The organism is Lentzea roselyniae (assembly GCF_039537795.1).
Lineage (GTDB): Bacteria > Actinomycetota > Actinomycetes > Mycobacteriales > Pseudonocardiaceae > Lentzea > Lentzea atacamensis.
Map to the genome: position 1 here is coordinate 22,598 of NZ_BAABBE010000021.1, position 24,225 is coordinate 46,822.

Consider the following 24,225-nt stretch of genomic DNA (forward strand, 5'->3'; position numbering starts at 1 on the left):
GTAAGGCGTGTCTAACAGTGTCCAGCCGCGAAGAACTCCAGTACTGCGGCGTTGACCACGTCTGGACGCTCCAGATAGCCGTAATGGCCGCACCGCTCCAGTTCCACATACCGGGCACCGGGAATCGCGTCCGCGACCTCGCGGGACAGGTGTGGCGGCAGGCGGAGATCGTCGGCGAAACCGACCACCAGGCACGGCACCCGGATGTCGGCGTAGGCAGCCAGCCGGCTCGATCCCGGCGCGAAGTCCAGGTCCAGCTGTGCCCGCAGCCCCGGCGTCCACAGGATCGGCGACATCTCGAAGACGTCGAGCCAGTCGGAGACCGCCGCGTCGTCGTTCAACGTGTGCGGGGAGAGGTTGCGCAGGGCGCGGTCGATCGCTTCCTGACGCGGCGGCAGCACGACGCCGGAGTCGAGCATCTCCTTCTCCGCCAGGCCCATCGCCGCGCGCATCACGTCCGACCGCCCGCGCGTGGCCATCAGCACGGCCTGCGAAACGAGGTCGGGCCGAGCCAGCGCCAGCTCCGTCACGACTTGAGCGCCCATCGAGGTGCCCACGAGCCGGCACCGGCCGAGACCCAGGTGCTCGATGAGCCCGGCCGTGTCGGCGACCAGGTCGTCGACGGTGAAACCGGGTTCGGCCGGCGAGATTCCGCGGTTGTCGAACGTGATCACGCGGTACCCGGCCTCGACGAGGGCGGGCACCTGGTGCAGGTGCCACACCCTGCCGGTCGCGCCCGCGCCCATGACGAGCACCACGGGTTCGCCGGAACCCGTGTCGTCGTAGGAGAGTTTCACGCCGGGGAGGTCTGCGAACACGCCTCACCTCGCAGGTTCGCCCGGCGCAGGCCGGGCATCGTCAGCGCGACCAGGACGACGCCCGCGACGCACACAAGACCGCCGGCCACGATTCCCATCGCCGGGCCGAGGTAGCGCGCGGCCAGGCCGGCCTCCGTGCCGCCGACCGCGGGCCCGCTGGTCGCCTGGGCGAGCCACAGGCTGCTCACCCTGCCCTGCAGGCGATCCGGCGTGTGGTGCTGCAACAGCGCGCGGCGCAGGATCTCGGACGTCGTGTCGGCCGCGCCCGCGACCACCAGGAACGCGAGGCCGAGCCACAGGTGGCCGGACAGGCCGAACGCGGTGATGGCGAGGCCCCACAGCAGCACGGCCGCGATCAGCGCGCGGCCGCTGTGCCGGAACGTGTTCACCCAGCCGCTGAACAGACCACCGATGAACGCGCCCACCGCGGGCGCGGTGTGCAGCAGTCCCACCGCTTCGGGACCGCCGCCGAACACCTCGGCCGCCATCTGCGGGAACAGCGCGTACGGCATCGCGAAGACCATCGCCCACAGGTCGATGATCAGCAGGCCGCGCACGATCTCGTTGCTGCGTACGAACTTCCACCCCTCCGCGATGGAGCGCAGCGGGTGTTCCTTCTCCTCGTCGACGCCTTCCGGCCGCAGCGCGGGCAGCTTCCGGAACAGCGCGACACCCACCAGATAGCCGAGCGCGTCGATCGCGAAGCACGCGGCCACTCCGGGCCCGGATGCGATCAGACCGGCGACCGACGGGCCGAGCATCGCGCCGAACTGGCTCGCCAGCGTCAGCAGCGCACCCGCCGCCGCGAGGTGCTCCGGTCTCACGGTGGACGGGATGGCGGCCATCAGCGCCGATCCGCCGACGCCCGCGACCGCGCCGACGATCACAGCGGCGACGTAGACGAACCACAACATCGGCGACGGGATCGACGCGTTGAGCGCGAGAGCGAAGAGCATCGCCGCGACGATCACGCGCGAACCGACGATGATCCTGCGCCGCTCGCCGCGGTCGGCGAGCACCCCGCCGGCCAGCAGGCCGACCAGCAGTGCGGCTCCGAACGCCAGTCCCACCAGGCCGACCTGTACGGACGAGCCGGTGATCTGGTAGACGTGCACGTTGATCGCGACGTTCGTCAGCGCTGTGGTCAGCACGGTCACCGTCTGCGCGGCGAACACCAGGCGGTATGCCGGGTCCTCGCGCAGTGGTGTGACGTCGACGACGAGTTCACCGAGGCGCACGGCACCATCCCTCCGATATGTCGGCTAGCCTAACCTAACTTTCTCGCCGTGACTTCAGGGAGTCGAGATGCTGGACGGCTGCGTGCCTTGGCCTGGTGAACTGGCCGAGAGGTACCGGGCGGAGGGGTACTGGGCCGAGCAGACGCTGGACGTGCTGTTGCGTGACGGCGCTCAAGGTCACCCGGACCGGACCGCGCTCGTCGCCGCTGACGGCACCCGTTTCACGTGGGCCGAGCTCGACGCGTGGGCGGACCGGATCGCCGCCGGGCTCGTCGCCGCCGGTCTGGTGCCCCAGGACCGCGTGCTGGTGCAGCTGCCGAACGTGCCGGAGTTCGTCGCGCTGTTCTTCGGTCTGATGCGCGCTCAGGTGCTGCCCGTGCTCGCGCTGCCCGCGCACCGCGAAAGCGAGATCGTGCCGCTCTGCGAGCTGAGCGGGGCGGTCGCGTACTTCGTCGCAGAGGACGACGGCGCGGGCTACGACTACCGCGAGCTCGCGAGGACCGTGACCAAGGCGGTGCCCTCGGTCCGTCAGGTGTTCGTGGCCGGCGACCCGGCCGAGTTCGCCCCGCTGCCCGCGGCCGACCCGGTCGAGCTGCCCGCGGCGGACCCGTTCGCGCCGGCGCTGTTCCTGCTGTCGGGCGGTACGACCGGTACGCCGAAGCTGATTCCCCGCACGCACACCGACTACCTCTACAACGCGCGCGCGAGTGCGGAGGTCTCCGGCTTCACCGCGGACACCGTGTACCTGGTGGCGTTGCCCGCGGCGCACAACTTCGCGCTCGCCTCACCCGGCCTGCTGGGCGCGATGTCCACCGGCGGCACCGTCGTGCTGGCGCCGGATCCCAGCGCGGACACCGCGTTCGAGCTGATCGAACGCGAACGCGTGACGGTGACCGCGGTCGTGCCGCCCATCGCGTTGCTGTGGATGGACGTCGTCGACTTCATGGACGCCGATCTGTCCACTTTGGAACTGCTCCAGGTCGGCGGTGCGAAGTTCAACCCCGAGCCGGCCGCGCGCGTGCGCGAGACGCTGGGCTGCGACTTGCAGCAGGTGTTCGGCATGGCCGAGGGCCTGCTCAACTTCACGCGGCTCGACGACACCGATGAGCTGAAGATCACCACCCAGGGCGCCCCGCTGTGCCCGGCCGACGAGCTGCTGATCGTCGACGAGGAGGGCGAACCGGTCGCACCCGGCGAGAGCGGCGAGCTGCTCACCCGTGGTCCGTACACGCTGCGTGGCTACTACCGCGCCGCCGAGCACAACGCGCGCGCGTTCACCGCGGACGGCTTCTACCGGTCCGGCGACGTGGTGCGGCAGCTGCCGTCCGGGCACCTGATCGTCGAGGGCAGGCGCAAGGACCAGATCAACCGCGGTGGCGAGAAGATCCCCGCCGAGGAGCTGGAGAACCACCTGCTCGCGCATCCCGCCGTGCACGACGCCGCCGTCGTCGGCATGCCGGACGAGGTGATGGGCGAACGCACGTGCGCGTTCATCGTGGTCAAGGGTGAGGCCCCCACCCTGCGCGAGGTGACGGCGTTCCTGCGGGAACGCGGTGTCGCCGCGTACAAGCTGCCGGACCGGCTCGAGGTGCTCGAGGAGTTCCCGCAGACGAAGGTCGGCAAGGTGTCCAAGGTCGCGCTGGTGCGGTTGCTCACCGGTGAGAACGGGTGAGCGTCAGGGCGCCTGCGGTGTCCCGCGGCGCGGGACTGGTGCTCGGCGTGGTCGCACTCGGGTTCGTCGCGCTGCTGTCGCTCGCGGTGGGCTCTCGGTCGATCCCGTTGTCGACGGTGCTGGACGTGCTGGCCTCCCGGGACGGCTCCGACTCGGCGTTCGTCGTGTGGGAGCTGCGGATCCCGCGCACGCTGATCGGCATAGCGGCCGGTGCGGCGCTCGGCGTGGCCGGCGCGCTGATGCAGGCGTTGACCCGCAACCCCTTGGCAGATCCCGGCCTGCTCGGTGTGAACGCGGGCGCTTCCGCCGCCGCCGCGTTGTCGATCAGCGTGCTGGGGCTGACGGATCTGCGGGCGTTCGTCTGGTTCGCGTTCGCGGGTGCCGCTCTGGCCGGCACGGTGCTGTACGTGATCGCGGGCAGGACGGGCGCGTCACCGGTGCGGCTCGCGCTGGCGGGTGCGGCGGTGTCGGCAGCGCTGACCGGGTTCACCCAGGCGGTGATCCTGCTGGACCAGAACGCGCTGGACCAGATGCGGTTCTGGACCGTGGGCGCGTTGGAACGCGCGGACCTGGGCACGCTGACGGACGTTGCGCCGTTCCTGGTGGTGGGGCTGGTTCTGGCGCTCCTGCTGGCGCGGCCGTTGAACGTGCTGTCGCTCGGTGAGGAGATGGGCCGGTCGCTGGGAGCGAATCTCGGCCGGACCCAGTTGCTGACGCTGATCGCGGTGACGTTGCTGGCCGGCGCGGCGACTGCGGCCGTGGGCCCGTTGGTGTTCGTCGGTCTCGTTGCGCCGCACATGGTCCGGGTGATCACCGGGCCTGACGAGCGGTGGGTGGTGGCGTACTGCGCGGTGTTCGCGCCGGCGCTGTTGCTGCTGGCCGACGTGCTCGGGCGGGTGATGGCGCGGGAGGAGATCGACGTGGGTGTGGTGACGGCGTTGCTGGGCGGGCCGGTGTTCCTGATCCTGTTGCGGCGCAACAAGGCGGTCCGCGCATGACGCTGCTCGCCTCGGCTCCCGTCGTCCAGAACCTGCACCCTCGCTCGCAGGCGCGACGGCGTTCACTCGTCGTCTCTCTCGGTGTCGTCGCGGCGATCGTGGTCGTCGGCGTGATCGCGCTCGGCACCGGTGCGATTCCGGTGGCGCCGCTCGACGTGGTGCGCACGTTGCTCGGCAACGGCAGCCGCATCACCAACTACGCGGTGCTCGACCTGCGGCTGCCCCGCGTGCTGATCGCGATCGCGGTCGGCGCGGCGCTCGGCATGAGCGGCGCGGTGTTCCAGAGCCTGTCGCGCAACCCGTTGGGCAGCCCGGACATCATCGGCTTCAACTACGGTGCCGCGACCGGCGGCCTGCTCGTCATCCTGGTCGTCGGCGGCAGTCCGGGCGCGGTGTCGGCGGGCGCGCTGATGGGTGGCCTGGCGACGGCGCTGCTCGTGTACCTGCTGGCGTGGCAGCGCGGTGTGCTCGGGATGCGGCTGGTGCTGACCGGGATCGGCGTCAGCGCGATCCTGCAGGCGGTCAACTTCTACCTGATCGTCAACGCGGGTGTCGCCGACGTGGCGCGCGCGACGGTGTGGCTCACCGGCAGCCTGAACAACCTCGGCTGGACCCAGCTGTGGCCCGTCGTGATCGCGCTCGTGGTGCTGGTGCCCGCGCTGCTGTTCGGCGTGCGGTGGCTGGAGATGCTGGAGATGGGCGACGAGGTGGCGCAGAGTCTCGGCGTTCCGGTCGAAGGCGCGCGCGTGTACCTGCTCATCACCGGCACGGCGGCGTGTGCGGTGGCGACGGCGGCGGCCGGGCCGATCGCGTTCGTGGCGCTGGTCGCGCCGCAACTGGCGAAGCGGCTCATCCGGTCGTCCGGCGCAGGATTGCTGCCCGCGGCCTGGATGGGCGCTTTCCTCGTGCTGGCAGCGGATTTCACCGCGCAACGGATCGGCGGCGCGTTGCCCGTCGGTGTCGCGACCGGTGCGTTGGGCGGTGTCTACCTCGCCTGGCTGCTGTGGCGAAAGTCGTGACACGGCATCGCCCCCGCTTTCAGGGCGGGGGCGATGCGCGTCAGGTCAGGCGGGCACCACGAACGGTGCGACCGAGCCCAGCTTCTCGCAGGTCTCCTCGAACTCGCGGTCCGGCGTCGAGTCGACCACGATGCCCGCTCCAGCGCGCAGCCACGCGTGGTCGCCCTCCTGGTACACCGCGCGCAGCACGAGTGCGGCGTCCAGCGAGCCGTTGGCGTCGATCGCGACGACCGCGCCCGAGTAGAGGCCGCGGCTGCCGTCCATGCGGGCGATCGCGTCCAGCGACTCGCGCTTCGGGATGCCCGACGCGGTCACCGCCGGGAACACCGCCTCCAGCGCGTCCCACGCCGACCGGCCCTCGCTGAGCTCGCCGTTGACGAGCGAGGCGAGGTGCTGCACGGAACCCCGCTCCTTGATCCCCATGAAGTCGCCGACGTGCACGGTCTCCGGCTTGCAGATGCGGCGCAGCTCCTCCTGCGCCGTGCGCACCGAAACCGCGTGCTCGAAGATCTCCTTCGGGTCGTTCTCGAGCTCGTAGCGCGCCGCCGCGTCGATCTCGGCGCCCCGGCCGAAGGCGCGGGTGCCCGCCAGCGGCTGCGTGACGACGTGGCCCGCGTCGTCGACCGACACGACGATCTCGGGGCTGAAGCCGGCGGCCTCGGCACCGTCCAGGCGCAGCACGAACGACCGCGCCGGGGTGTTGCCCCGGCGGCCGAGCTCGTAGGTGGACACGATGTCGACGGGGAAGGGGATGTGCACCGACCGCGACAGGATGACCTTCTGGTACTGGCCCTGCCGGATCTCCTTGACCGCCTGCGCGACCCGCTCGCGGTAGTTGGCGCTGTCCGCCGTGATGTCGACCGCGGAGGCCTGCCCGGTGTCCAGCTCGACGTCGGCGATCAGCAGGTCACGCACGCGCGCCCGCTCGGCGGTGTCGACACCGCGCACCACGGCCGCGCCTTCGTCCAGCGTCACCTCGACCCGCGGCACGATCAGCCGGACCACCTCGCCGTCGGGCGCCGCGGCACCGCGCAGGGCCAGACCCGGTACCAGCGAGGCGAAGCCGAAGTTGACCCGGCCGTACGCGCGCCAGCCGGTGACCGGCAGTTCCGCGAGCGCCTCGCGCAGCGCCTGACCCGGCGAGCCCGACCAGGACCGCTCGGTCACCTCACCGCCGGCCTCGACCCGCACCCGCTGAGCGTCCAGCGTCACCGTGGCCAGGGCGCCGCCGGCGAACGTCCAGGTGCCCGCGCGCTCGTAGACCACGTAGTCGTCGAATCCGGACCGCGCCAGCCGAGTTACCAGGTCCAGCGGATCAGCCGACCCTGTCGCGATCTCTTCACGGTCGTACTCGGTCACACCCAACTCCTCGTCTTCGGCGCCGGATCTCGGCATGGTCGGCCGGGGGCAGGCCCAAACCAAGGTGATCCTAACCTAAGTAAGGAGACCCTCTACAGGTCCGAATGACCGGACAGAGCCAGATAGATCACACCTCGGCGGACGTGAGATGGTCGGTTCGCCACCTGGCCATGCTGTGGGAAGGTCTGTGTTGAACGGCAGTGGGTACATGAGCTCGCCGTGGCGCTTTGTTCTGCTGCTGCTGGCGCTGGTCTTCATGCTGGTCGGCTTCGTGATGATCGCGGGTGCGATCGCCGACCGGGAGGCTGTCGTCTCCAGCGTCGTGACCGGCACGCCGGCGTTGGTGCTGGGCGGGTTCGGCGCGTGCCGCAGCTTGATCATGGGTGTGAGGTACTCGCCCGACGGAATCGAAGTGCGCCAGCTCGAATGCACCCGCCGCTTCTCGTGGGGTGACGTGGAAGCTGTCCACACCCGGCTCACTCCTGGCGACATCCTGGTCTTCCTCGGGCAGGCCGACATCGTTCTGCTGCTCAAGTCGGGCGACGAGGAGTGGCTCAGCCCGTTGGCGGTCTACAGCTTTTCCTCCACCGTTCCGAAGAGCGTCGAAGCGAAGGCTGACGCGTTGCGCGCCGCCCTCGACCTGTATCGCCCACGAGTAGACCGTCCGGGTGACGCAGGTAACACTGCGTAGTAGGCGTCGCGATGCACGGCCATGGCCGCACTCAAGCTCTGGCGACAACTGCCGAAGAACGCCCGTGGCGGCGTGATGATCATGGTCGTGTTCCTGCTGGTGTTGTCCGCGATCAACGCGTGCACCACGCGGGAGCCAACCGGTCTTGCGACCTCCGCGACGTCGACCACGACGACCACGACCAGCACGACGACGACCACGACCCCGCCGCCGGTGACCGTGGCGTCGATCGTGGACGGGCGCACTGTGGTCCTGTCGAACGGCACCAACGTGCAGATCGCCGGACTCTCCCAGCCCGGTGAGTGCTGGGCCGCGCCGGCGGTCGAGTTCGCGACGAAGACGTTGGTGGGCAAGCCGGTCACCGCTGTGGGCTCGCGACTGCTGCTGGTCGATGGCGCGGACTACGCGGTTCTCGCGGTGAGTCAGGGCGCTGCTCGGGCGGAAGCCGCGGCGGACGCGGCGATTCAGCAGGCGCAAGCGGTCGCCAGGCAGGCGACGCTCGGGTTCTGGGGTCCGTCGTGCGGTGGGCTCGATGTGAAGCCCGCGCCGCAACCTGTTGTGCCGCAACCGCAACCGCAACCGCAACCGCAACCACAGCCGGAGCCCGAGCCCGCACCGCCGGCGGCCGCGTACTACGCCAACTGCGCGGCGGCGAAGGCGGCCGGCGCGGCACCGCTCTACGCCGGACAGCCCGGTTACCGGCCGGCGCTCGACCGCGACAAGGACGGCGTCGCGTGCGAATAGAGCCCAGTCCTCGAGTTTGAGAAATTCCTGACCGGGCGGAAACCTTTCGCGCGACGGCGGCAACCACGGGGCAGCACCGCAGACGATCAGACCCCAGGAGTGCTGCAATGAGTGAGTCCGTGCGCCGCGGCCGTCGCGTCGCCCCGCAGACACGCAAGCGCGCCGGCAGGCGTGGGACGGTGATCGCCGCCGCCGCGCTGAGCGCCTCGGTGGTCGCCGGCGCCTGCGTCGGGCTGGTGCTGAACGACTCGGACGCGGTGGCCGTCGACGCCGGTGCCTACTACGAGTTCGTCTCCGCGCAGACCGGCAACGCGCTGGACGTGGCCGGATCGGAGAGCGCGGACGGCGTCCGGATCCAGCAGGAGCAGCGCACCGGCGACTCGGCGAGCCAGCAGTGGCGTGTGCGGCCGGTGGGTGACGGCTACCACCAGCTGGTCAACCACAACAGCTCCAAGGTGCTGGGTGTGCGGGACGCGTCGTCCGCCAACGTCGAACAGCAGTCGGACACCGGTGCACCCACGCAGCAGTGGAAGATCAGCGAGGCCGGCGACGGCGAGGTGAAGATCGTCTCGCGCAGCAGCGGGATGGTGCTCGGCGTGAACGAGGGCGCTGACGGCCAGGCGGTCGTGCAGACCGCCGACGGGGACGGCGCCGCCAAGCGGTGGAAGCTCGCCAAGGCCACCAAGCCCGCAGCGCCCAGGCCTCCCGCGGTGATCGCCGCTCAGCAGAAGCCCACCCAGACCTCCAGCGCGCCGGCCACGTCGTCTCCGGTTGCGGCGGGCTCCGGCCGGTACTCCTGGCGCAACGTGCAGATCGCCGGCGGCGGCTTCGTCACCGGCTTCGTCTTCAACCCCAGCCGCAAGGGTCTGCTGTACGCACGCACCGACATGGGCGGCGCCTACCGCTGGGACGGCGGAGCCGGGCAGTGGATCCCGCTGACCGACTGGGTCGCGGACTGGAACATGCTCGGCATCGAAAGCATCGCGACCGACCCGGTCGAGCCGGGACGTCTGTACCTCGCGACCGGCACCTACACCAACGAGTGGGCCGGCAACGGCGCGATCCTGCGTTCCACCGACCAGGGCGCCACGTTCCAGCGCACCGAGCTGCCGTTCAAGCTGGGCAGCAACGAGGACGGCCGCTCCATGGGCGAGCGGCTCGCGATCGACCCCGCGAACCACGGCACGGTGTACCTGGGCACCCGCAAGAACGGGTTGTGGCGCAGCACGGACTTCGGCGCGACGTGGAGCCAGGTTCCGAGCTTCCCCGTCAAGGACGGCGGCAGCAGCGGAGTCGGCCTGTCCTTCGTGACCTTCGGGCCCGCGGGCAGCAAGACGATCTACGTGGGTGTCGCCGACAAGACCACCTCGCTGTACCGCTCCACGGACGGCGGTGACACCTGGCAGGCCGTCGCGGGCCAGCCCACCGGGCACCTGCCGCACCACGGCGTGCTGTCCGGGGACGGCTCGCTGTACCTGACCTACACCGACGTTCCCGGCCCGAACGGCGTGAAGGCCGGTTCGGTGTGGAAGTACACCCCTGCCAGCGGCGCCTGGAAGGACATCTCACCCATGCCGGGCACCGGTTTCGGCTACGCCGGTCTCGCGGTGGACCCGCAGCGCCCCGCTACGGTGATGGTCACGACCCTCGACCGCTGGTGGCCGTCGGACGAGCTGTTCCGCTCCACCGACGGCGGCAACACCTGGAAGGCGCTCGGGGCCACGTCCGTGCGCGATGCCTCCGGGGCACCGTACGTCGGCACCGGCATCGGCCACTGGATGGGCGCGCTGGCGATCGACCCCTTCGACTCCGGCCACGCCCTGTACGGCACCGGTGCGGGACTGTGGGCGAGCAAGGACGTGACCGCGGCCGACAGCGGGCGGCCCACGCACTGGAGCATCCCCGTCAAGGGACTGGAGGAAACCGCGGTGCTCGGTCTCGTCACGCCACCCGGCGGCAAGCTGATCAGCGCGCTCGGTGACATCGGCGGCTTCCGCCACGACGACGTGACCAAGGTGCCGGCCGGTGCGTCGTCCGGGCCTCTGTTCCGGAACACGACCGGCATCGACTTCGCCCAGGCCAAGCCGAACGTCGTGGTGCGCGTCGGCTACAGCCACGAGGAGCGCGGCGCTTACTCCACCGACGGCGGTGTCACCTGGGCACCCTTCACCGGGTCTCCGGTGAACGCCGCGGGCGGCGGCACCGTGGCGATCTCGGCCGACGCCGGCACCGTCGTGTGGACCGCGTCGGGGCAGCTGCCCCATGTCTCCACCGACCTGGGCAAGACCTGGAAGGCGTCCTCCGGCCTGCCGTCGGGCACGACGGTGGTGGCCGACCGCGCCACCGCGGGCACCTTCTACGCGCTCAGCCGCGGCACCCTGTTCGCCAGCACCGACGGCGGCAAGACCTTCAACGCCCGTGCCACCGGTCTCGCCACCGGAAGCCTCAAGGCCGCACCGGGCAACGCGGGTGACCTGTGGATCACGTACGGCGGCGGGCTGCTGCGCTCCACGGACGGCGGCACGACCTTCACGAAGCTGAACGGCGTGCAGAGCGCCAGTGCCGTGGGATTCGGCAAGGCCGCTCCCGGCGCCCGCTACCACGCCCTCTACCTCATCGGCACGGTGAAGGACGTCACGGGGATCTTCCGCTCGATCGACGGTGGCGCCTCGTGGACCAGGATCAACGACGACCGCAACCAGTTCGGCGGGACCGTCGGCGGTGTGATCACCGGGGATCCCGAGCTGTTCGGACGGGTCTACGTGGGTACCAACGGCCGTGGGGTGCTGTACGGCGACCAGTCCTGAGCCACCGGCTGCAGGTAAGTTGCCGCCCCGGCGGGGCGCGGCGGTGAGAGGGCTATCGAGAAACATGCTCGTCGACGACAGATCGGCGGAGTTCCACCACTTCTTCGAGCGTCACCACGCCGAACTGGCCCGGTTCGCGTGGCTGCTGATCGGTGAGGCGGAGGCCGCCGACGACCTGGCCGCGGACGCCCTGGTCGCGCTGTGGCAACGCTGGGACCGGATGCGCCAGGCCGAACAGCCGCTGGCCTACGCCCGCGGCGTGGTCGCCAACCTGGCCAAGGAGAGGATCCGCAGCGCGACCCGCGAACGGCGCCGGACAGCGCTGTTCTGGTCACGCGCTCCGCAGCAGGTGCAGGGTCCGGACGTCGCCGCGGTGGTCGACGTCCGGGCCGCACTGGACCGGCTGCCGTTCCGGAAGCGGGCGTGCGTCGTCCTCCGGCACGCCTTCGACCTGTCCGAAAAGGAAACCGCACTGGCGCTGGGAATCTCGGTCGGCGCGGTGAAGAGCCAGACCTCGAAGGGGATGGCGGAGCTGGAACGCGTGCTCGGTGCGAGAGCGGCCGGGAACGCGATCGCGGGGAGGGCGAGCCGATGAACGAGCAGATCAGCAGGCAGCTGCGGGAGTCCGCCGAGGCTCATCGGCCGGACCGCGCCCGGATGCTGGCCCGCGTCGAGCGCGGCATGGCCACGACCACTCGCCCGTCGTCCGGCCGGGCGAGGTCCTGGTCCAAGGTGACGTTCGCCGGTGCGACCGCGGCCGGCATCCTGGCGGCCGCGGGTCTGGCCGTCGCCGTGGTCGGGACCTCACCGCCGCCCCAGGACACGATGCTGCCCGGCGTCTCGAACACGAGCTCCGCACCGGCCACCACGAGTTCCGTGGTTCGCCCGCCCGCGGCGAACCAGCCGGACCCGCCGGCAACGACGCGGGTGCCGGAGGTGCCGGACTCCACCGGCAGCAGGCCGACCGACGGACCGTTGTCGTCGAAGGGCACCGTTGATCCGAACAGCCACACCTTCTGGAGCCAGGACACGCTCGTCATCGGCACCACGCAGCGGCTGACCGCGCTCACCGTGCAGGTTCGCATCGCGCAGACGGGCGGTGTGCAGAGCAGTGGCCATTGGCAGACCATGCCCGCCGACGACTTCACGATCACAGTGGGAGAGGCCGACGGCGAGCTCGTCTACCGCTGGGACCTCAAGCCGGGGCGCACGGTGCCGGCCGGGCAACACGCCTTCGCCGTGCAGTTCAACCAGACCCGCGGTGCGCGTGACGCCAAGGACGATCGGTACGGCGTGATGGCGGGCAGCCACGCCGTGTGGGGAGGTTTCGAACGCGGCTGACCACGACCACCCTGCGGCGCTAGGATGAGACCGCGATGGGGGCTGATCATGGTTTCGGTGACCTGGTGCCGCGTGGCACCGGGCCGAGGGCGACGGTCTACGCGGGCATCCGCGCCGCTACCGGTGAAGCGGTGGCGCTCAAGGTGTTCCGCGCCAAGCTGCCCCGCCGCACCCGCGCCGAGGTCGAGCGCGAGCTCGCCCGTGTCGCGCGGCTGAACGTCCCGGCGGTGCTGGTCGCGGACGGGCTGGAGGACGTCGGCGACCGGACCGCGCTGCGGATGGAGCTGTGCACGCAGTCGCTGACCGATGTCGTGGAGCAGGAAGGGCCACTGCCGATCGCGGACGTCATCGCGCTCGGCAGCACGCTCGCCGAGGCGCTCGCGGTCGCGCACGAGGCGGGTGTCGTCCACGGTGGTGTCACGCCCGGCAACGTCCTGTTCCGGCCGTCGGGTGAGCCCGTGCTCGCGGACTTCGGCGTCACGCTGCGCCTGGTGTTCCCGCACGAGGGTGGCGACGGGGTCGACTTCCTCGCACCCGAGACCCTGGAGCACGGCACCGCGGACGAACGTTCCGACCTCTACGGCCTGGGTGCCGTTCTGCACCTGGCGTTGTCGGGGCTGTCACCGCATCCCGCGCGGCTCGGTGAACATCCGGACGACCGCAAGCTCCGCGTGCTCGGCTCGACCGTGCCGCGGCCGGACCGGGCCGACCTGCCCGACGAGCTGGCCGAGCTGGTGAGGGCGTTGCTCGCCAAGGATCCGGCGATCCGGCCCAGCAGCATGCGTGACGTGGCGACGTGGCTCGGGCGCCTCTCGGCGGCCGACCGGCCTGCCGCGCCACAACGCCCGCCGGTGCCGGGTGGCGCCCCCGTGTTCATCTCCGCGCCGGACACGACCACCAGGAAACATCCCGCGGTGCCGGTGCTCGCCGGCGCGGCCGGGTTGCTCGTCGTTGTGACGGTGGGTGTGCTGCTGATGCGCAGCGATCCCCAGGTGCGCGGTGAGGGGCCCGTGTCCGCGTCCCCGACTTCGGCGAAGACGGTCGTGCTGCAGCTCGCCGAGCCCGTCGACAACGTCAGCCACGTCGACCTGCGGTGGGAGAGCCCGGAACAGCTGGAGTTCGCGGTGGTGGTCGCAGGGGAGGGCGAGAAGCCCAAGGTCGTGCGCGTCCAGCAGAACCGGTCGCTGAAGGTCGAGGTGGACCCGACCCGCAAGTACTGCTTCCTGGTTCAGGGCACCGACGGCAACCACGTGTACGAGAGCAAGCCGAAGCCGGTGCGGAACGCCACCTGCAAGCGCTAGGCCCTCAACGTCCGCGGGTCGACCGCGGCACGCAGCCGTGCAACAAGACCCCGTGCCCGCAGACCGCGCCGGACCGCGTGCACGGCGGCCCAGGCGTCGTCACGGACCTGCTCGCCCGGCGTCGTGCCCGACCACATCGCGATGTCCACTGTGGACGCGAGCCTGCGCACGCCGTCCGCTGCGCCCGGCAGACCCGCGCCGGCCGCGGCTGCCGCCATCTCCAACGGGGTCATGCCCACCGTGAGCGGTACTCCGTGCTCGCGCAGCCGATCGCGCGCCTCGAGCCACGCGCCGTGCACGGCACCGGTTCCCGCCCTGCGCCGTCGCCTGCGGGCCCTGACCCACTTCGTCACCGGTACCCCGGCGAGCCACCCGAGCAGGAGCACCGCGACCGGAATCAGCGTGGCAGCGAAGGGGAATGACCGGTCCTGCGCATCCGCCTCGGCCTGCCGCGACGAGCCGGGAGCCACCGGCGGGTCCAGCGGGACCGGCGGCAGCTTCTCCCGCGCGTTCTGCGTCGCGGCGGTCAGGCCGTTGTTCTTGCCCCCACCGCCCTTCGCCGCACCGGCCGGGTCCAGCGGTACCCAGCCGACGCCGGCGACCGCCACCTCGGGCCACGCGAGTACGTCGTCGTTGTAGACGACGTACTCGCCGCCGGACTTCCGTTCCGGGGTGCGATAACCGACGACGAGCCTGGCCGGGATGCCGAGCATCCTCGCCAGCACCACGTACGCGCCGGCGAACTGTTCGCCCGTGCCTTCCTTGGTGTCCAGCAGGAACCGGCGCAGCTGCGGCCAGCTGTGCCCGCCGGCGCCGTCCACCCGCCGGTAGTTCTCCCGCAGGAACCGCTCGAGCTGCAGCGCCGACGTGAAGCTCGACCGGACGCCGTTGACGGCCCCGGTGGCGAGCTCGGCGACACCGGGTGGCGGTGTGCCGACGCCGTCCAGGCCACCCAGTCCGGGGTCGATCGCGAAACCGTCGAGCGATCCGCCGATCTCCGGCTCCCACCAGCTCAGCCCGTAGGCCGTGTCCGTCCTCAGTGGACTCTGAACGAGCAGGCTGCCCTCGGTTTCCTCCACCAGCGGGTCGGCTCCGCTCACGGCGGCAGGCCAGGTCTGGCTCGGCAGCCACCTGGTTCCCGCCTCGCGCAGGCTGATCACCGCGTCCCGGCGACGCACCGGGACGTCGAGGGCGGGAGGTGCGAGCTCGGTGCCGAGCCTGCGGTACCGGCTGCCGGCCGCCCAGGTGACGCCGTCGTAGGTGTCGAGCACGACGATCGGCCACCGGTCGGGCACGCACTCGTCGCACGCCGGCCGCACGCTGAACACCGGAGCGTCCGGATGGGCGCGCCGCTGGGCGACGTCGTCGAGCGGACTGGTCATCCGGGCGGACACCGGCGCGAGCTGCTCCTGCTTGAGCGAGTAGGCCGGGCCTGGCATCGGCACGAGCAGGCCGATCACGACCACGACCGCGGTGACGACCAGTGGAGCGGGCAGGAACGCTTGCGCGGACTGGTGTTCTTCCGACGGCCGGCTCACCGCGAACAGCCCTGCGGCGACGGCGACGTACGAGAGCGCCGCCACCACGGCGGCGGGTCCGGTGAGTGCGCCGAACAGCTGGCTCAGCGCTACGACGAGGAAGCTGGGCGCCAGTGCGAGCGCCGGTTTCTTCAGGCGCAGCAGGATTTCCACGCCGAAGACGGACGCCAGCAGCACGAGCAGCGGCACGAACAGCACCAGCTTCGCGTCGGGCCGGGCCGGCCAGGTCGACTGCAGGGTGAGCTGCCAGGACTCGGTGACGCCCTCGCCGAGCTGGGCGAGCGTCGTACCGGTGGGGAGCCCGAGGACGGTGGTCGGGAACAGCAGCACTTCCACGACGGCCAGCAGCCCGGCGAGCGTGACGACGAGCGGACGCCACGCGACGAGCGACTCGCACAGCAGTGCTGCGGCGCCGGTGACCACGGCGACCACCGCGATGACCGGGAGCAGTGCGCCGGCACCGAAAACAGGCGCGAAACACAGCCCGGCCACGGCGGCGGCGAGGACGGTGAGCGCGACGGGCAGTCGTTTCTTCACGTCCGCACCTCGTTCCACAGCCCCACAACTCCGGCGGCGTCGGCAGCGGTCAGCACGCGCGCACCCGGCACGTGGGCCGCGTACCCGTCCGGCGCGAGAGCGAGCAGGAAGATCGCGGAGTACCGGGAACGCTGCCCGGACAGCTCAGAGGAGTCCGCGGCCCCGGACGTCACCACGGCCAGGCTGCCGCCCTGATGCCGGACTGCCGGCAACAGGGCTCCCGTCCCGTCGCTCTGACGCATCAGGCAGAGCTGGTCGAGCAACTGCCGTGCCGCCAGCGGTCCACCCGCCGTGGCGAGGTCCGTGCCGCACGACGTCAGCAGCCTGGCGTGGTGGCCGGCGAGCGCGGCGGACCTCAGCAGCGAGGCCGCGACGTCCACCGCCTCCTCGAAAGCGAACGGCGGCATGGCGGACGCGCGGGTGTCGAGCACGGCGGTGAGCCGGGGCTGGTCCGGGTCGGCGGACTCCTTGACCATCAACCGGCCGGTGCGCGCGGTCGCCTTCCAGTGGATGTCGCGGACCTCGTCGCCCGGCTGGTACTCGCGCAGCTCGCGAAGGTCGAGTGAGCCGCGCAGGTGTTCGTTCGACCGGCCCTCGTGGTGGTGGCGGGGGAATCCGCCGGTCCGCGCCAACGCGGGATACGAGCGCGGGTGCACCCACAGCGTCACCGTGTCGCCGACGGTCACGCTGTTGTGCGCCAAGCCGAACGGGTCCGTGCGGCGCAACGTGAGCGGGCCGACCGGCATCCTGCCGCGCACCGGCGTCGGCAGGTGGTAGTCGTACGGCCGCGAGGTGCCCGGTGCCAGGCCGTGCACCTGAACCGTGCGGTGGAAGCCGCCGGCGGTGTCCCTGGCGAGGAAACCGCGCTGCCACCGCGCGGAAGTGTTGCGCACCTTGAGCTTTCCCAGCGCCTGCGAGCCCCTCTCGACCCGGTCCGGGTACACCTCGCGCGTCACCTCGACGCCCACGCGCCGGAACGTCACGGCCACCGCGGCCACCACCGCGACCAGTCCCGCGAGCGCCAGCAGCAGGAACAACGGGTAGCGCCCCCAGAACCCGGCCGCGCCCAACCCCAGCGACACCACCAGCACGACGGTGCCTCGCCCGGTCAGCCGCATGACCTAGTGACCCGCGCCGCTCATCATCGGCGCCGGGGTGGTCGCCAGCACCTCCGCCACGACATCCGCGGTGGACCGCTGCTTCAGCTCGGCCTCCGCGGTCAGCACGAGCCGGTGCGCGAGAGCGGGCACCGCGACGTACTTGATGTCGTCCGCGGTGACGAACGAGCGGCCCGCGGTGGCCGCCAGCGCCTGTGCCGCCCGCACCAGGGCGATGCTGCCGCGCGGGCTCGCACCGAACCGCACCGACGCGTGGATCCGCGTCGCGGCGCAGATGCGGGCCGCGTACTCGCAGATCGCCCCGTCGACGAACAGGCCGCGCACCTCGTTGATCGCCTCCACCAGCGCGGCGATCTCGACCACGGGCTGCAGGCGGTCGGCGTTCATGCCGGTGCAGTTGTTCATGATGATCGACACCTCGTCGGCGATCTCGGGGTAGCCGACCGACAGCCGCAGCAGGAACCGGTCGAGCTGCGCCTCCGGCAGCCGGTAGGTGCCCTCCATCTCGATCGGGTTCTGCGTCGCCACCACCAGGAACGGCGAGGGCACCTGGTGCGTCACGCCGTCGACGGTGACCTGGCGTTCCGACATCACCTCGAGCATCGCGGACTGCGTCTTCGGCGTGCCGCGGTTGATCTCGTCCGCCACGACGACGTTCGCGAAGACCGCGCCGGGGTGGAAGGTGAACTTCTCGTCCTTCTGGTGGTAGACGGTCACTCCGGTGATGTCGCCGGGCAGCAGGTCTGGGGTGAACTGGATCCGGCTCCAGCTACCGCCGATGCTGCGCGCTAGGCACCGCGCGAGCGTGGTCTTGCCCAGTCCCGGCACGTCCTCGACGAGCAGGTGTCCCTCGGCCAGCAGCGCGACGATCGCCAGCCGCACGACGTCCGGCTTGCCCCTGACCACCAGCTGGACGTTGTTGGAAATCGCGGAGAACACCGCGGCCGCACGCATCTGGTTCACTCGGTCCACTCCAGACGATTCGATTGCACCCCGTCCGCCGTGACCCAGACGGTGTCACCGGCGCCGTGGTAGTAGAAGGCGTTGAACTCCGCACGACCCTGCTCGTTGGTCGTGATGCCGTGACCGGGGTTGGAATAGCCGGCGCGCGTCGAATGCGGATCCACGCTGTACCTGGTCCCGGGCTCGAAACCGGTCATGACGATGTGCATGTAGTAGCAGTTCGGCTCCTTGCAGTCGGGTGCGCGCGGGCCCTTGGTCAGGCTGATGCTTTTGGTGCTCGGCGGCGGCACCTGGCGTGCCGTCGCCGGCGCGCCCCGGCCCGCGCTGTTCTGCGCGACCACGGTGACCGTGAACGGGTGGTCCTTGCCCGACCAGATGCCCTTGACGACGTAGGACAGCGTGCCGCCCGCCACCGAGGCCGAGCCGGAACGGCCGCCCTCGCTCTGCCACGAGATGTGGTAGGCGGTGACCGGTGCGCCGTTGGCCGGCGCGGCACCCCACGTCACGGTCGCGTCGACCTGCTTGGTCGTGATGGCGATGGCCAGGTTCTGCGGCATGCCGGGCGGCGTCACCGGGATCGGTGGCGGTGTCTGCTGCGGCGGGTTGGCACGCGCGGGCGGCGGCACAGGCCTGTTCGTGTTCGGCGGCGGCACCGGACGGTCGGCGGGCTTGTCTGCGGACGGCACGGTGGGCGGCACAGTGGGCACAGCGGGGGGCACCACGGGAGGCTGCACCGGCTGCTTCGGCTCCTCCGGCTTCGCGCCGATGACGGGCACCGGCTGGAGTGAACCGTCCTTGTCCACCACGACGACGTGCTTGCCCTCGCCGCCGTCGACGTACACGCGCGCGTCCTCGCCGCGGACGAGCTCGGGCCTGCCCTTCTCCTGGGGAATCGGCGTGGAGTGCTTCTCGCGCCCGCCGTTGTCGTACGTGCGCACGGACTTGCTCTTGTGGTCGAGCAGCACGACGGCCTCACCGCTGACCGCCGGAGCGTCGTACTCGCCGGCCGGAAGCGGCACGGTCGCGGCGGGCGGGCGCTGCTCGGCGAGCGCGCCCTTCTCGTCGACGCGGGCTTCCACGAGGTGCATGCGGTTCCCCGCCGGGTCGAGCAGGGCCACCTTGCCCGCGGCGTCCGCGGTGGCGATCCGGGCGTCCGCCGGCGCGTCGACACCGAGCTTGATCGCGGGACCGAGCCCCTTCGCCTCGACGACGCTCATCGTGTCGGCGGTGGTGTCCACGAACACGACCTTCCCGCCGCTGACGGTGAGGCCGCCCGCGTGACCGGCCGGCGCGGCGGCGGTGCAGCTGACGCTCGTCGCGTCGCGCACGACCGTGCAGATCGCCCCGGAGTCCGTGCGGTGCAACCACACCGTGCCGTCACCGGTCGCGACGGGTGGTCCGACCGGGCCTCCTGCGGACATGACCTTCGGCTCCAGGCCGAGCCGCACGATCTGGCCGCTCTGCCGGAAGACCGAGTAGGCCCCGCCCGCGGTTTCGATCGGCACCGACCGCTCGCCCTTGACGGGCGCCGGCACCGTCGCCTCCACGGAGAGCGTCGACTTGCCGAAGATCGTCACGTCGTCGTCGCCGACCACGTAGCCGTGGGTGCCGTCCTGCACGACCTGGCTGCCGGGGGTGACACCGGGAACGGACACCTGGGTGTCCGGCTTCTTGGTCGCACCGTCCACGCGGACCACGAGCCCTTGTTCCGGGTTCGCGATCCAGTGGCCCGACGGGATGAACTCGAGGCCGGGAACGTTTTTCGCGGCACCCGTCAACGCCAGCGTCACGGTCGCGACGGCGGCGATGACCAGGCCCAGCAACGGCCAGCGGGAGTGCTTGCGTTCACTCACACAGCGAAGGGTAACGACGCCGGTACAGAAAACATTCGGGATCGGTACATTTACCGGCGCCCGGCGGGGAGCGCGATCTCGAAGATCGCTCCGCCGGTCTCGGACCGGTAGATCCCGAGCGTGCCGCCGTGCGCGTGCACGATCCGTTGCACGAGGTAGAGGCCCAGCCCCGTTGATCCGCCGCTGCTGGTGAACCGCTGCAGCGCGCGTTGTGCAGCGACCGTGTCAAGCCCGGGTCCCTCGTCGGCGACCACCACCCTCCCGCTGGCCACGCTCACGTGCACGACCGGGTCGCTGCCGGGCAGGTGGCCGTGCTGGACGGCGTTGCCGATCAGGTTCTCGACCGCGCGCCCGATCAGGTCCGGGTCGGCGTCGACCCTGGTCGGCACGGCCGTGAAGGTGATGCGGGCGCCGTCGGCGGGAATGTCCTCGACAACGGCGGAGACGAGCTGGTCGAGCTGCACCGACTGGATGGCGAGCTGCTGCACGCCGGCCTCGAACTTCGCGTGCATCAGCTGGGTGCTCACGATCCCGCCCATCCGCTTGGCCAGCCGCATGATGCGCGGCAGCACCTTGCCCATGCTGCCCGGATTGCGCATCGCGGTGTCCGCGAGCGCCCGCAGCCCGGTGACCGGACGTTTCAGGTCGTGCGCGATGCCGTTGAGCATCTCCTCGTGCTGTTCGAGCGCGATCGCCGCCGGTCTGATCGCGAGTCCGGACAGGAAGTGGCCGGTGCCGCCGAGCGCGCCGATGAGGATCACGCTGCCCAGCGCCACGAGCAGCACCCGCCGGTCGTGCCGGTCCTTCTCCTGCTGCGCGTCGATGTGCGCGACGACTGCGCCGACGTACGGCCCGTCCGCGCTGATGAACGGTTGCGCGTAGACCCGGACGAGCTTGCCGTTCGTCGCATGCACATAAGCGCTCTGCGGCACACGCTCGCGCACCGCGTCGTTGGCGAGTTCGCTCAGCACAGCCAGATCGACGTCCACACAGGACATACCGCTCACATACGGGTCGAACCGCCCTTCGCCGGCGGGCAGCACCGCGAACTGCGGGCACTCGACCGTGATCGAGTCGCCGAAGAGCCCGCGCGTGTCGAGGTCGCCGCCCTTGAACTCGAGGTGCCGCACCACCAGCGGGGGAACCCGGCGCAGGTCGGCGTCGAGCGCCTGCTCGCCCTTCTGCTCGTCCAGGTCGAGCAGCAGCCACCCGACCAGCAGCACCCCGGTCGCGTTCAACGCCGTGAACAACCCGGTGAGCAACCACCTCAGACCGCGCAGGCGGGCCGCGGCACCGGTGGTCACCGCTGGGCCTCCAGCCGGAAACCGACGCCGCGCACGGTGTGGATCAGCTCCGGTTCGAGCAGCTTCTGGCGCAGCCGTTTCACGACCTTGTCGACGACGTTGGACATCGGGTCCGTGCTGGTGTCCCAGCAGTGCTCGATCAGCTCCGACCTGGTCACGGTCGTGCCCGCCCGTGCGATCAGGTGCTCGAGCACGGCGAACTCCTTGTGGCTGAGCGTGAGGAGCACCCCGCGCCGGCGCGTCTCCCGCCGCGCGCAGTCGACCTCGAGGTCCGCGTGGCGCAGCACGGACGGGCGAGCACGGCCGGCCCGGCGGCACATCGCCTGGACGCGAGCGGTCACCACGGCCATGTCACACGGCTTGACCACGTAGTCGTCACCACCGTGGTCGAATCCGGCGACCCGGTCGGTGACGCTGTCCAGCTGGGTCAGGAACAGCACGGGGGTGGCCCAGCCCTCCTTGCGCCTGCGGTGGACGTACGTGATCGAGTCGCCGTCGGGCAGCAGCCGGTCGAACACGACGCAGTCGTAGTCGTTGCTGTTCAGGAACCTGTCCGCGCCGGCGATCTCCGCGGCGGCGTCGACGTCGAAGCCCGCGGCCTCCAGCTCCACCACGAGAGCGATGCGTGTGTCCTCGTAGTCCTCGACGAGCAGCACGCGCGGAGGGCCCCCTCCCGCCGGTCGTGTCATCGAATCCCTCAGGTGGTCACGGAGATGGTTGACCTGCTGCACCCTAACGCCTTGCTCGTCCACGCCGGGTGATCCGCTAGCGTCGATCACTGTGCGCGTGCTGGTGACCGAAGATGACGAGGACACACGTTTCGCCGTGGAAACCTCGCTGCGTGGCGCGGGTTTCGCCGTCGACGTCGCCACCGACCTGCCGGAGGCTGACGAAGCGCTGTTCGTGAACACCTACGACTGCGTCATCTTCGACCGGATCCTGCCCTCCGGGGACGCGCTGCACTACGTGAAGCAACGCCGCCAGGACGGCTGCGGGGTGCCCGTGCTGTTCCTGACCGGCATCGACAACTCGGTCGAGGGTCTGCCCTACGGCGACGACTACCTGGTCAAACCGTTCGCGATGCCGGAGCTGATCGCACGGGTGCGCAGCCTGTGCCGCCTGACCAGTGTCGCGCCACCGCCGGTGCTGCGCCACCGCGACCTGGAACTGGACCTCGGCCGGCGCACCGCCGTCCGTGAGGGCCGGGCGCTGAACCTGACGGTCAAGGAGTTCGCGGTGCTGGCCCGCCTCGTGGCCGCGGGCGGGCAACCGGTGCGCCGCGACGACCTCATCGCGGCGGCGTGGGACGCCGAGGTGAGGCCTGCGTCGAACGTGCTCGACGTCGTGATCGCGGCGCTGCGGCAGAAACTCGGCACTCCTCCTCTCGTGCAGACCGTGCGTGGCGTCGGTTACCGCTGCGGCTGAGCTCAGACGGCCGTGAGCTCGCGCAACGCCGGTGTCACGTGGTGGGCGTGATCGCGCATCAGGCAGGCGGCGAACTGCCGATGAGTCCATTGTGGACGCGTTCGGAAGAGCGCGGTGGCCGCACGGACCGCGGTGGGCACACCTCCGGTGCGGCGGACCACCTCCTGCACGACGTCGTCGGTGGACGCCTCGGCGCCGGAACGGAACAGGGCGGCGGTCTGCGCCGCGGCCAATGGCGCCAGCGTCAGCGGCGTGATCGCGTCCAGGTGCAGCACGGGGGTGCGCGTGGTGATCAGGACCATGCAGCCGGCACTGCCGGGCAACAGCGGGCGGACCTGGTCGCTGCTCGCCGCGTCGTCCAGGACCAGCAGCACGCGCCGGCCGGCCAGCTCGGCACGCCAGGCCGCCGCTCGTTCGACGACGTCGTCCGGAATGTCGCGCACTCCAGCGGCCCGCAGCAGCCGCGCCAGCAGCAGGCCGGCGTCGAGCGGCGCACCGTCGGGGGAGCGGAGGTCGACGAACAGCTGGCCGTCCGGGAACTCCCCGGCGATCCGATGGGCGACGTGCACAGCGAGCGCGGTCTTGCCGACGCCCGGCGTCCCGTCGATCACGACCACCGGCACGGTGGTCGTGGCGGACCGGCCCAGCTCGGTCAGCCTCGCCACCTCGCGGGAGCGGCCGGTGAAGTCCGGCACGGCCCTGGGCAGGTCGCAGCGGACGCGCCGGGTTCCCGGTTCCACCAGTGCCTGCCGGTGAGCCTCGACGAGTGCCGGACCGGGGTCGACCCCCAGCTCGTCGGCGAGCACGCGCCGAGCGTCCTCGTACGTCGCCAGCGCCTCGCTGCGGCGGCCCGCCCGCACGAGGGTCAGCACCAGCCGTGCCCACGGTCCTTCGCGCAGCGGGTCCGCGGCGGTCAGCTCGCGCAGCAGCGCGATCGCCTCGCGGTGGCGCCGCACGGCGGTCAACGCGTCGGCCAGCGTCTCGCGGACCTCCCAGCGCAGCTCCTCGAGCTCCGCGACCACCGGTGCCACGACGTCGTCCGGCAGCTCGGCGAACGGCCTGCCGCGCCACAGCCGTGCCGCGGTTTCCAGGTGGCGCACCGCTTCCGCAGCGTCACCTCGTGCCATGGCGGATCGGCCGGCAGCGGTGTGCCGCCGGAAACACTCGGCATCCACCTCGCCCGGTGCCACGCACAACCGGTACGCGCCCGCCCGTGCCTCGATTCGCGGCCCGCTGTCCGGCAGGTCACGGCGGAGCTGCCAGACGTAGCTCTTGATGTTCGACAGCGCCGATCGCGGAGGGACCTGATCCGGCCAGATCACCTCGGTCAGCCGGTTGCAGTCCACCCACTCGCCCGCGTTCAGCAGCAGCGTGGCGAGCAGCGCGGCGGGTTTGCGCGCGACCCGCACGCCCGTCTCCAGTGGCCCCAGTACGCGGAACAGCATCTCCGTACCCCCAGTCGTTCCTGCCAGCACGGTTCGTACTGTCACAGGACGACT

General features: G+C 71.2%; 20 protein-coding genes. 10 read left to right on the top strand and 10 right to left on the bottom strand.

The features are described from left to right. Positions 1–11: 11 nt before the first annotated feature. Entirely contained in the window at positions 12–818 is an 807-nt protein-coding gene (locus ABFX45_RS31180; RefSeq protein WP_346133805.1) for an alpha/beta fold hydrolase, read from the bottom strand. Beyond that, positions 794–2,056 (bottom strand): enterobactin transporter EntS, encoded by a 1,263-nt coding sequence (gene entS, locus ABFX45_RS31185; protein ID WP_346133807.1) that lies wholly within the window; start codon positions 2,054–2,056, stop codon positions 794–796. Before entS ends, ABFX45_RS31180 begins: the two co-directional genes overlap by 25 nt. 67 nt (positions 2,057–2,123) lie before the next feature. Here entS and ABFX45_RS31190 point away from each other — a divergent pair, with 67 nt between their 5' ends. Genes ABFX45_RS31190 through ABFX45_RS31200 form a run of 3 tightly spaced genes read left to right on the top strand, consistent with a single transcriptional unit; the run spans position 2,124 to position 5,745 of the window. Further along, the gene (locus tag ABFX45_RS31190) at positions 2,124–3,728 is read left to right on the top strand and encodes a (2,3-dihydroxybenzoyl)adenylate synthase (protein ID WP_346133809.1); all 1,605 of its coding nucleotides are present in this window, start codon (positions 2,124–2,126) and stop codon (positions 3,726–3,728) included. Next, positions 3,725–4,726: a FecCD family ABC transporter permease gene (locus tag ABFX45_RS31195; RefSeq protein WP_109639895.1), complete on the top strand. Its 1,002-nt coding sequence runs from the start codon at positions 3,725–3,727 to the stop codon at positions 4,724–4,726. Before ABFX45_RS31190 ends, ABFX45_RS31195 begins: the two co-directional genes overlap by 4 nt. Beyond that, positions 4,723–5,745, top strand: coding sequence for a FecCD family ABC transporter permease (locus tag ABFX45_RS31200; protein ID WP_109639896.1), 1,023 nt, complete (start codon positions 4,723–4,725; stop codon positions 5,743–5,745). The genes ABFX45_RS31195 and ABFX45_RS31200 overlap by 4 nt, the downstream gene beginning before the upstream one ends. 45 nt (positions 5,746–5,790) lie before the next feature. Here ABFX45_RS31200 and ABFX45_RS31205 read toward each other — a convergent pair whose 3' ends face one another. Continuing rightward, positions 5,791–7,104: a salicylate synthase gene (locus ABFX45_RS31205; RefSeq protein WP_233440050.1), complete on the bottom strand. Its 1,314-nt coding sequence runs from the start codon at positions 7,102–7,104 to the stop codon at positions 5,791–5,793. A gap of 208 nt (positions 7,105–7,312) precedes the next feature. Here ABFX45_RS31205 and ABFX45_RS31210 point away from each other — a divergent pair, with 208 nt between their 5' ends. The 6 genes from ABFX45_RS31210 (at position 7,313) to ABFX45_RS31235 (ending at position 13,988) form a co-directional block, all read left to right on the top strand. Then, positions 7,313–7,795 (top strand): hypothetical protein, encoded by a 483-nt coding sequence (locus ABFX45_RS31210; protein WP_346133812.1) that lies wholly within the window; start codon positions 7,313–7,315, stop codon positions 7,793–7,795. A 21-nt stretch (positions 7,796–7,816) separates the two neighbouring features. Beyond that, complete coding sequence (locus ABFX45_RS31215) at positions 7,817–8,539, top strand: excalibur calcium-binding domain-containing protein (RefSeq protein WP_346133814.1); 723 nt, start codon at positions 7,817–7,819, stop codon at positions 8,537–8,539. Positions 8,540–8,646: 107 nt separating this feature from the next. Further along, positions 8,647–11,346 carry an RICIN domain-containing protein gene (locus tag ABFX45_RS31220; RefSeq protein WP_346133816.1) on the top strand — a complete coding sequence of 900 codons (2,700 nt, stop codon included), beginning with the start codon at positions 8,647–8,649 and terminating at the stop codon, positions 11,344–11,346. 64 nt (positions 11,347–11,410) lie between these two features. Then, positions 11,411–11,941: a SigE family RNA polymerase sigma factor gene (locus ABFX45_RS31225; protein ID WP_109639899.1), complete on the top strand. Its 531-nt coding sequence runs from the start codon at positions 11,411–11,413 to the stop codon at positions 11,939–11,941. Further along, positions 11,938–12,687 (top strand): hypothetical protein, encoded by a 750-nt coding sequence (locus ABFX45_RS31230; protein WP_346133818.1) that lies wholly within the window; start codon positions 11,938–11,940, stop codon positions 12,685–12,687. The genes ABFX45_RS31225 and ABFX45_RS31230 overlap by 4 nt, the downstream gene beginning before the upstream one ends. 35 nt (positions 12,688–12,722) lie before the next feature. Beyond that, complete coding sequence (locus tag ABFX45_RS31235; RefSeq protein WP_346133820.1) at positions 12,723–13,988, top strand: serine/threonine-protein kinase; 1,266 nt, start codon at positions 12,723–12,725, stop codon at positions 13,986–13,988. Here ABFX45_RS31235 and ABFX45_RS31240 read toward each other — a convergent pair. Genes ABFX45_RS31240 through ABFX45_RS31265 form a run of 6 tightly spaced genes read right to left on the bottom strand, consistent with a single transcriptional unit; the run spans position 13,985 to position 21,990 of the window. Further along, positions 13,985–16,063, bottom strand: a complete 2,079-nt coding sequence (locus ABFX45_RS31240; RefSeq protein ID WP_346133822.1) for a transglutaminase TgpA family protein — start codon at positions 16,061–16,063, stop codon at positions 13,985–13,987. The genes ABFX45_RS31235 and ABFX45_RS31240 overlap by 4 nt on opposite strands. Continuing rightward, positions 16,060–17,181, bottom strand: a complete 1,122-nt coding sequence (locus tag ABFX45_RS31245) for a DUF58 domain-containing protein (RefSeq protein WP_346133824.1) — start codon at positions 17,179–17,181, stop codon at positions 16,060–16,062. The genes ABFX45_RS31240 and ABFX45_RS31245 overlap by 4 nt, the downstream gene beginning before the upstream one ends. Before the next feature lie 3 nt (positions 17,182–17,184). After that, complete coding sequence (locus ABFX45_RS31250; RefSeq protein ID WP_109640084.1) at positions 17,185–18,135, bottom strand: AAA family ATPase; 951 nt, start codon at positions 18,133–18,135, stop codon at positions 17,185–17,187. 5 nt (positions 18,136–18,140) lie between these two features. Continuing rightward, a complete protein-coding gene (locus ABFX45_RS31255; protein WP_346133826.1) occupies positions 18,141–19,997 on the bottom strand; it encodes a fibronectin type III domain-containing protein in 1,857 nt (618 codons plus the stop codon). 50 nt (positions 19,998–20,047) lie between these two features. After that, a complete protein-coding gene (locus ABFX45_RS31260; protein ID WP_346133828.1) occupies positions 20,048–21,301 on the bottom strand; it encodes a sensor histidine kinase in 1,254 nt (417 codons plus the stop codon). Further along, positions 21,298–21,990, bottom strand: coding sequence for a response regulator transcription factor (locus ABFX45_RS31265; RefSeq protein ID WP_346133830.1), 693 nt, complete (start codon positions 21,988–21,990; stop codon positions 21,298–21,300). Before ABFX45_RS31265 ends, ABFX45_RS31260 begins: the two co-directional genes overlap by 4 nt. 91 nt (positions 21,991–22,081) lie before the next feature. Between ABFX45_RS31265 and ABFX45_RS31270 the strand changes: the two genes are divergently transcribed. Further along, a complete protein-coding gene (locus ABFX45_RS31270) occupies positions 22,082–22,726 on the top strand; it encodes a winged helix-turn-helix domain-containing protein (RefSeq protein ID WP_346133832.1) in 645 nt (214 codons plus the stop codon). A gap of 2 nt (positions 22,727–22,728) precedes the next feature. Here ABFX45_RS31270 and ABFX45_RS31275 read toward each other — a convergent pair whose 3' ends face one another. After that, a complete protein-coding gene (locus ABFX45_RS31275) occupies positions 22,729–24,216 on the bottom strand; it encodes an AfsR/SARP family transcriptional regulator (RefSeq protein WP_346133834.1) in 1,488 nt (495 codons plus the stop codon). Positions 24,217–24,225 lie beyond the last annotated feature (9 nt).

Excerpts from the sequence above, each read along its gene's own strand:
- ABFX45_RS31200 (WP_109639896.1), top strand. The coding sequence starts at position 4,723 with ATGACGCTGCTCGCCTCGGCTCCCGTCGTCCAGAACCTGCACCCTCGC.
- ABFX45_RS31210 (WP_346133812.1), top strand. The coding sequence starts at position 7,313 with ATGAGCTCGCCGTGGCGCTTTGTTCTGCTGCTGCTGGCGCTGGTCTTC.
- ABFX45_RS31190 (WP_346133809.1), top strand. The coding sequence starts at position 2,124 with ATGCTGGACGGCTGCGTGCCTTGGCCTGGTGAACTGGCCGAGAGGTAC.
- ABFX45_RS31265 (WP_346133830.1), bottom strand. The coding sequence starts at position 21,990 with ATGACACGACCGGCGGGAGGGGGCCCTCCGCGCGTGCTGCTCGTCGAG.
- ABFX45_RS31220 (WP_346133816.1), top strand. The coding sequence starts at position 8,647 with ATGAGTGAGTCCGTGCGCCGCGGCCGTCGCGTCGCCCCGCAGACACGC.
- ABFX45_RS31215 (WP_346133814.1), top strand. The coding sequence starts at position 7,817 with ATGGCCGCACTCAAGCTCTGGCGACAACTGCCGAAGAACGCCCGTGGC.
- ABFX45_RS31250 (WP_109640084.1), bottom strand. The coding sequence starts at position 18,135 with ATGCGTGCGGCCGCGGTGTTCTCCGCGATTTCCAACAACGTCCAGCTG.
- ABFX45_RS31225 (WP_109639899.1), top strand. The coding sequence starts at position 11,411 with ATGCTCGTCGACGACAGATCGGCGGAGTTCCACCACTTCTTCGAGCGT.
- ABFX45_RS31230 (WP_346133818.1), top strand. The coding sequence starts at position 11,938 with ATGAACGAGCAGATCAGCAGGCAGCTGCGGGAGTCCGCCGAGGCTCAT.
- ABFX45_RS31235 (WP_346133820.1), top strand. The coding sequence starts at position 12,723 with ATGGGGGCTGATCATGGTTTCGGTGACCTGGTGCCGCGTGGCACCGGG.
- ABFX45_RS31245 (WP_346133824.1), bottom strand. The coding sequence starts at position 17,181 with ATGCGGCTGACCGGGCGAGGCACCGTCGTGCTGGTGGTGTCGCTGGGG.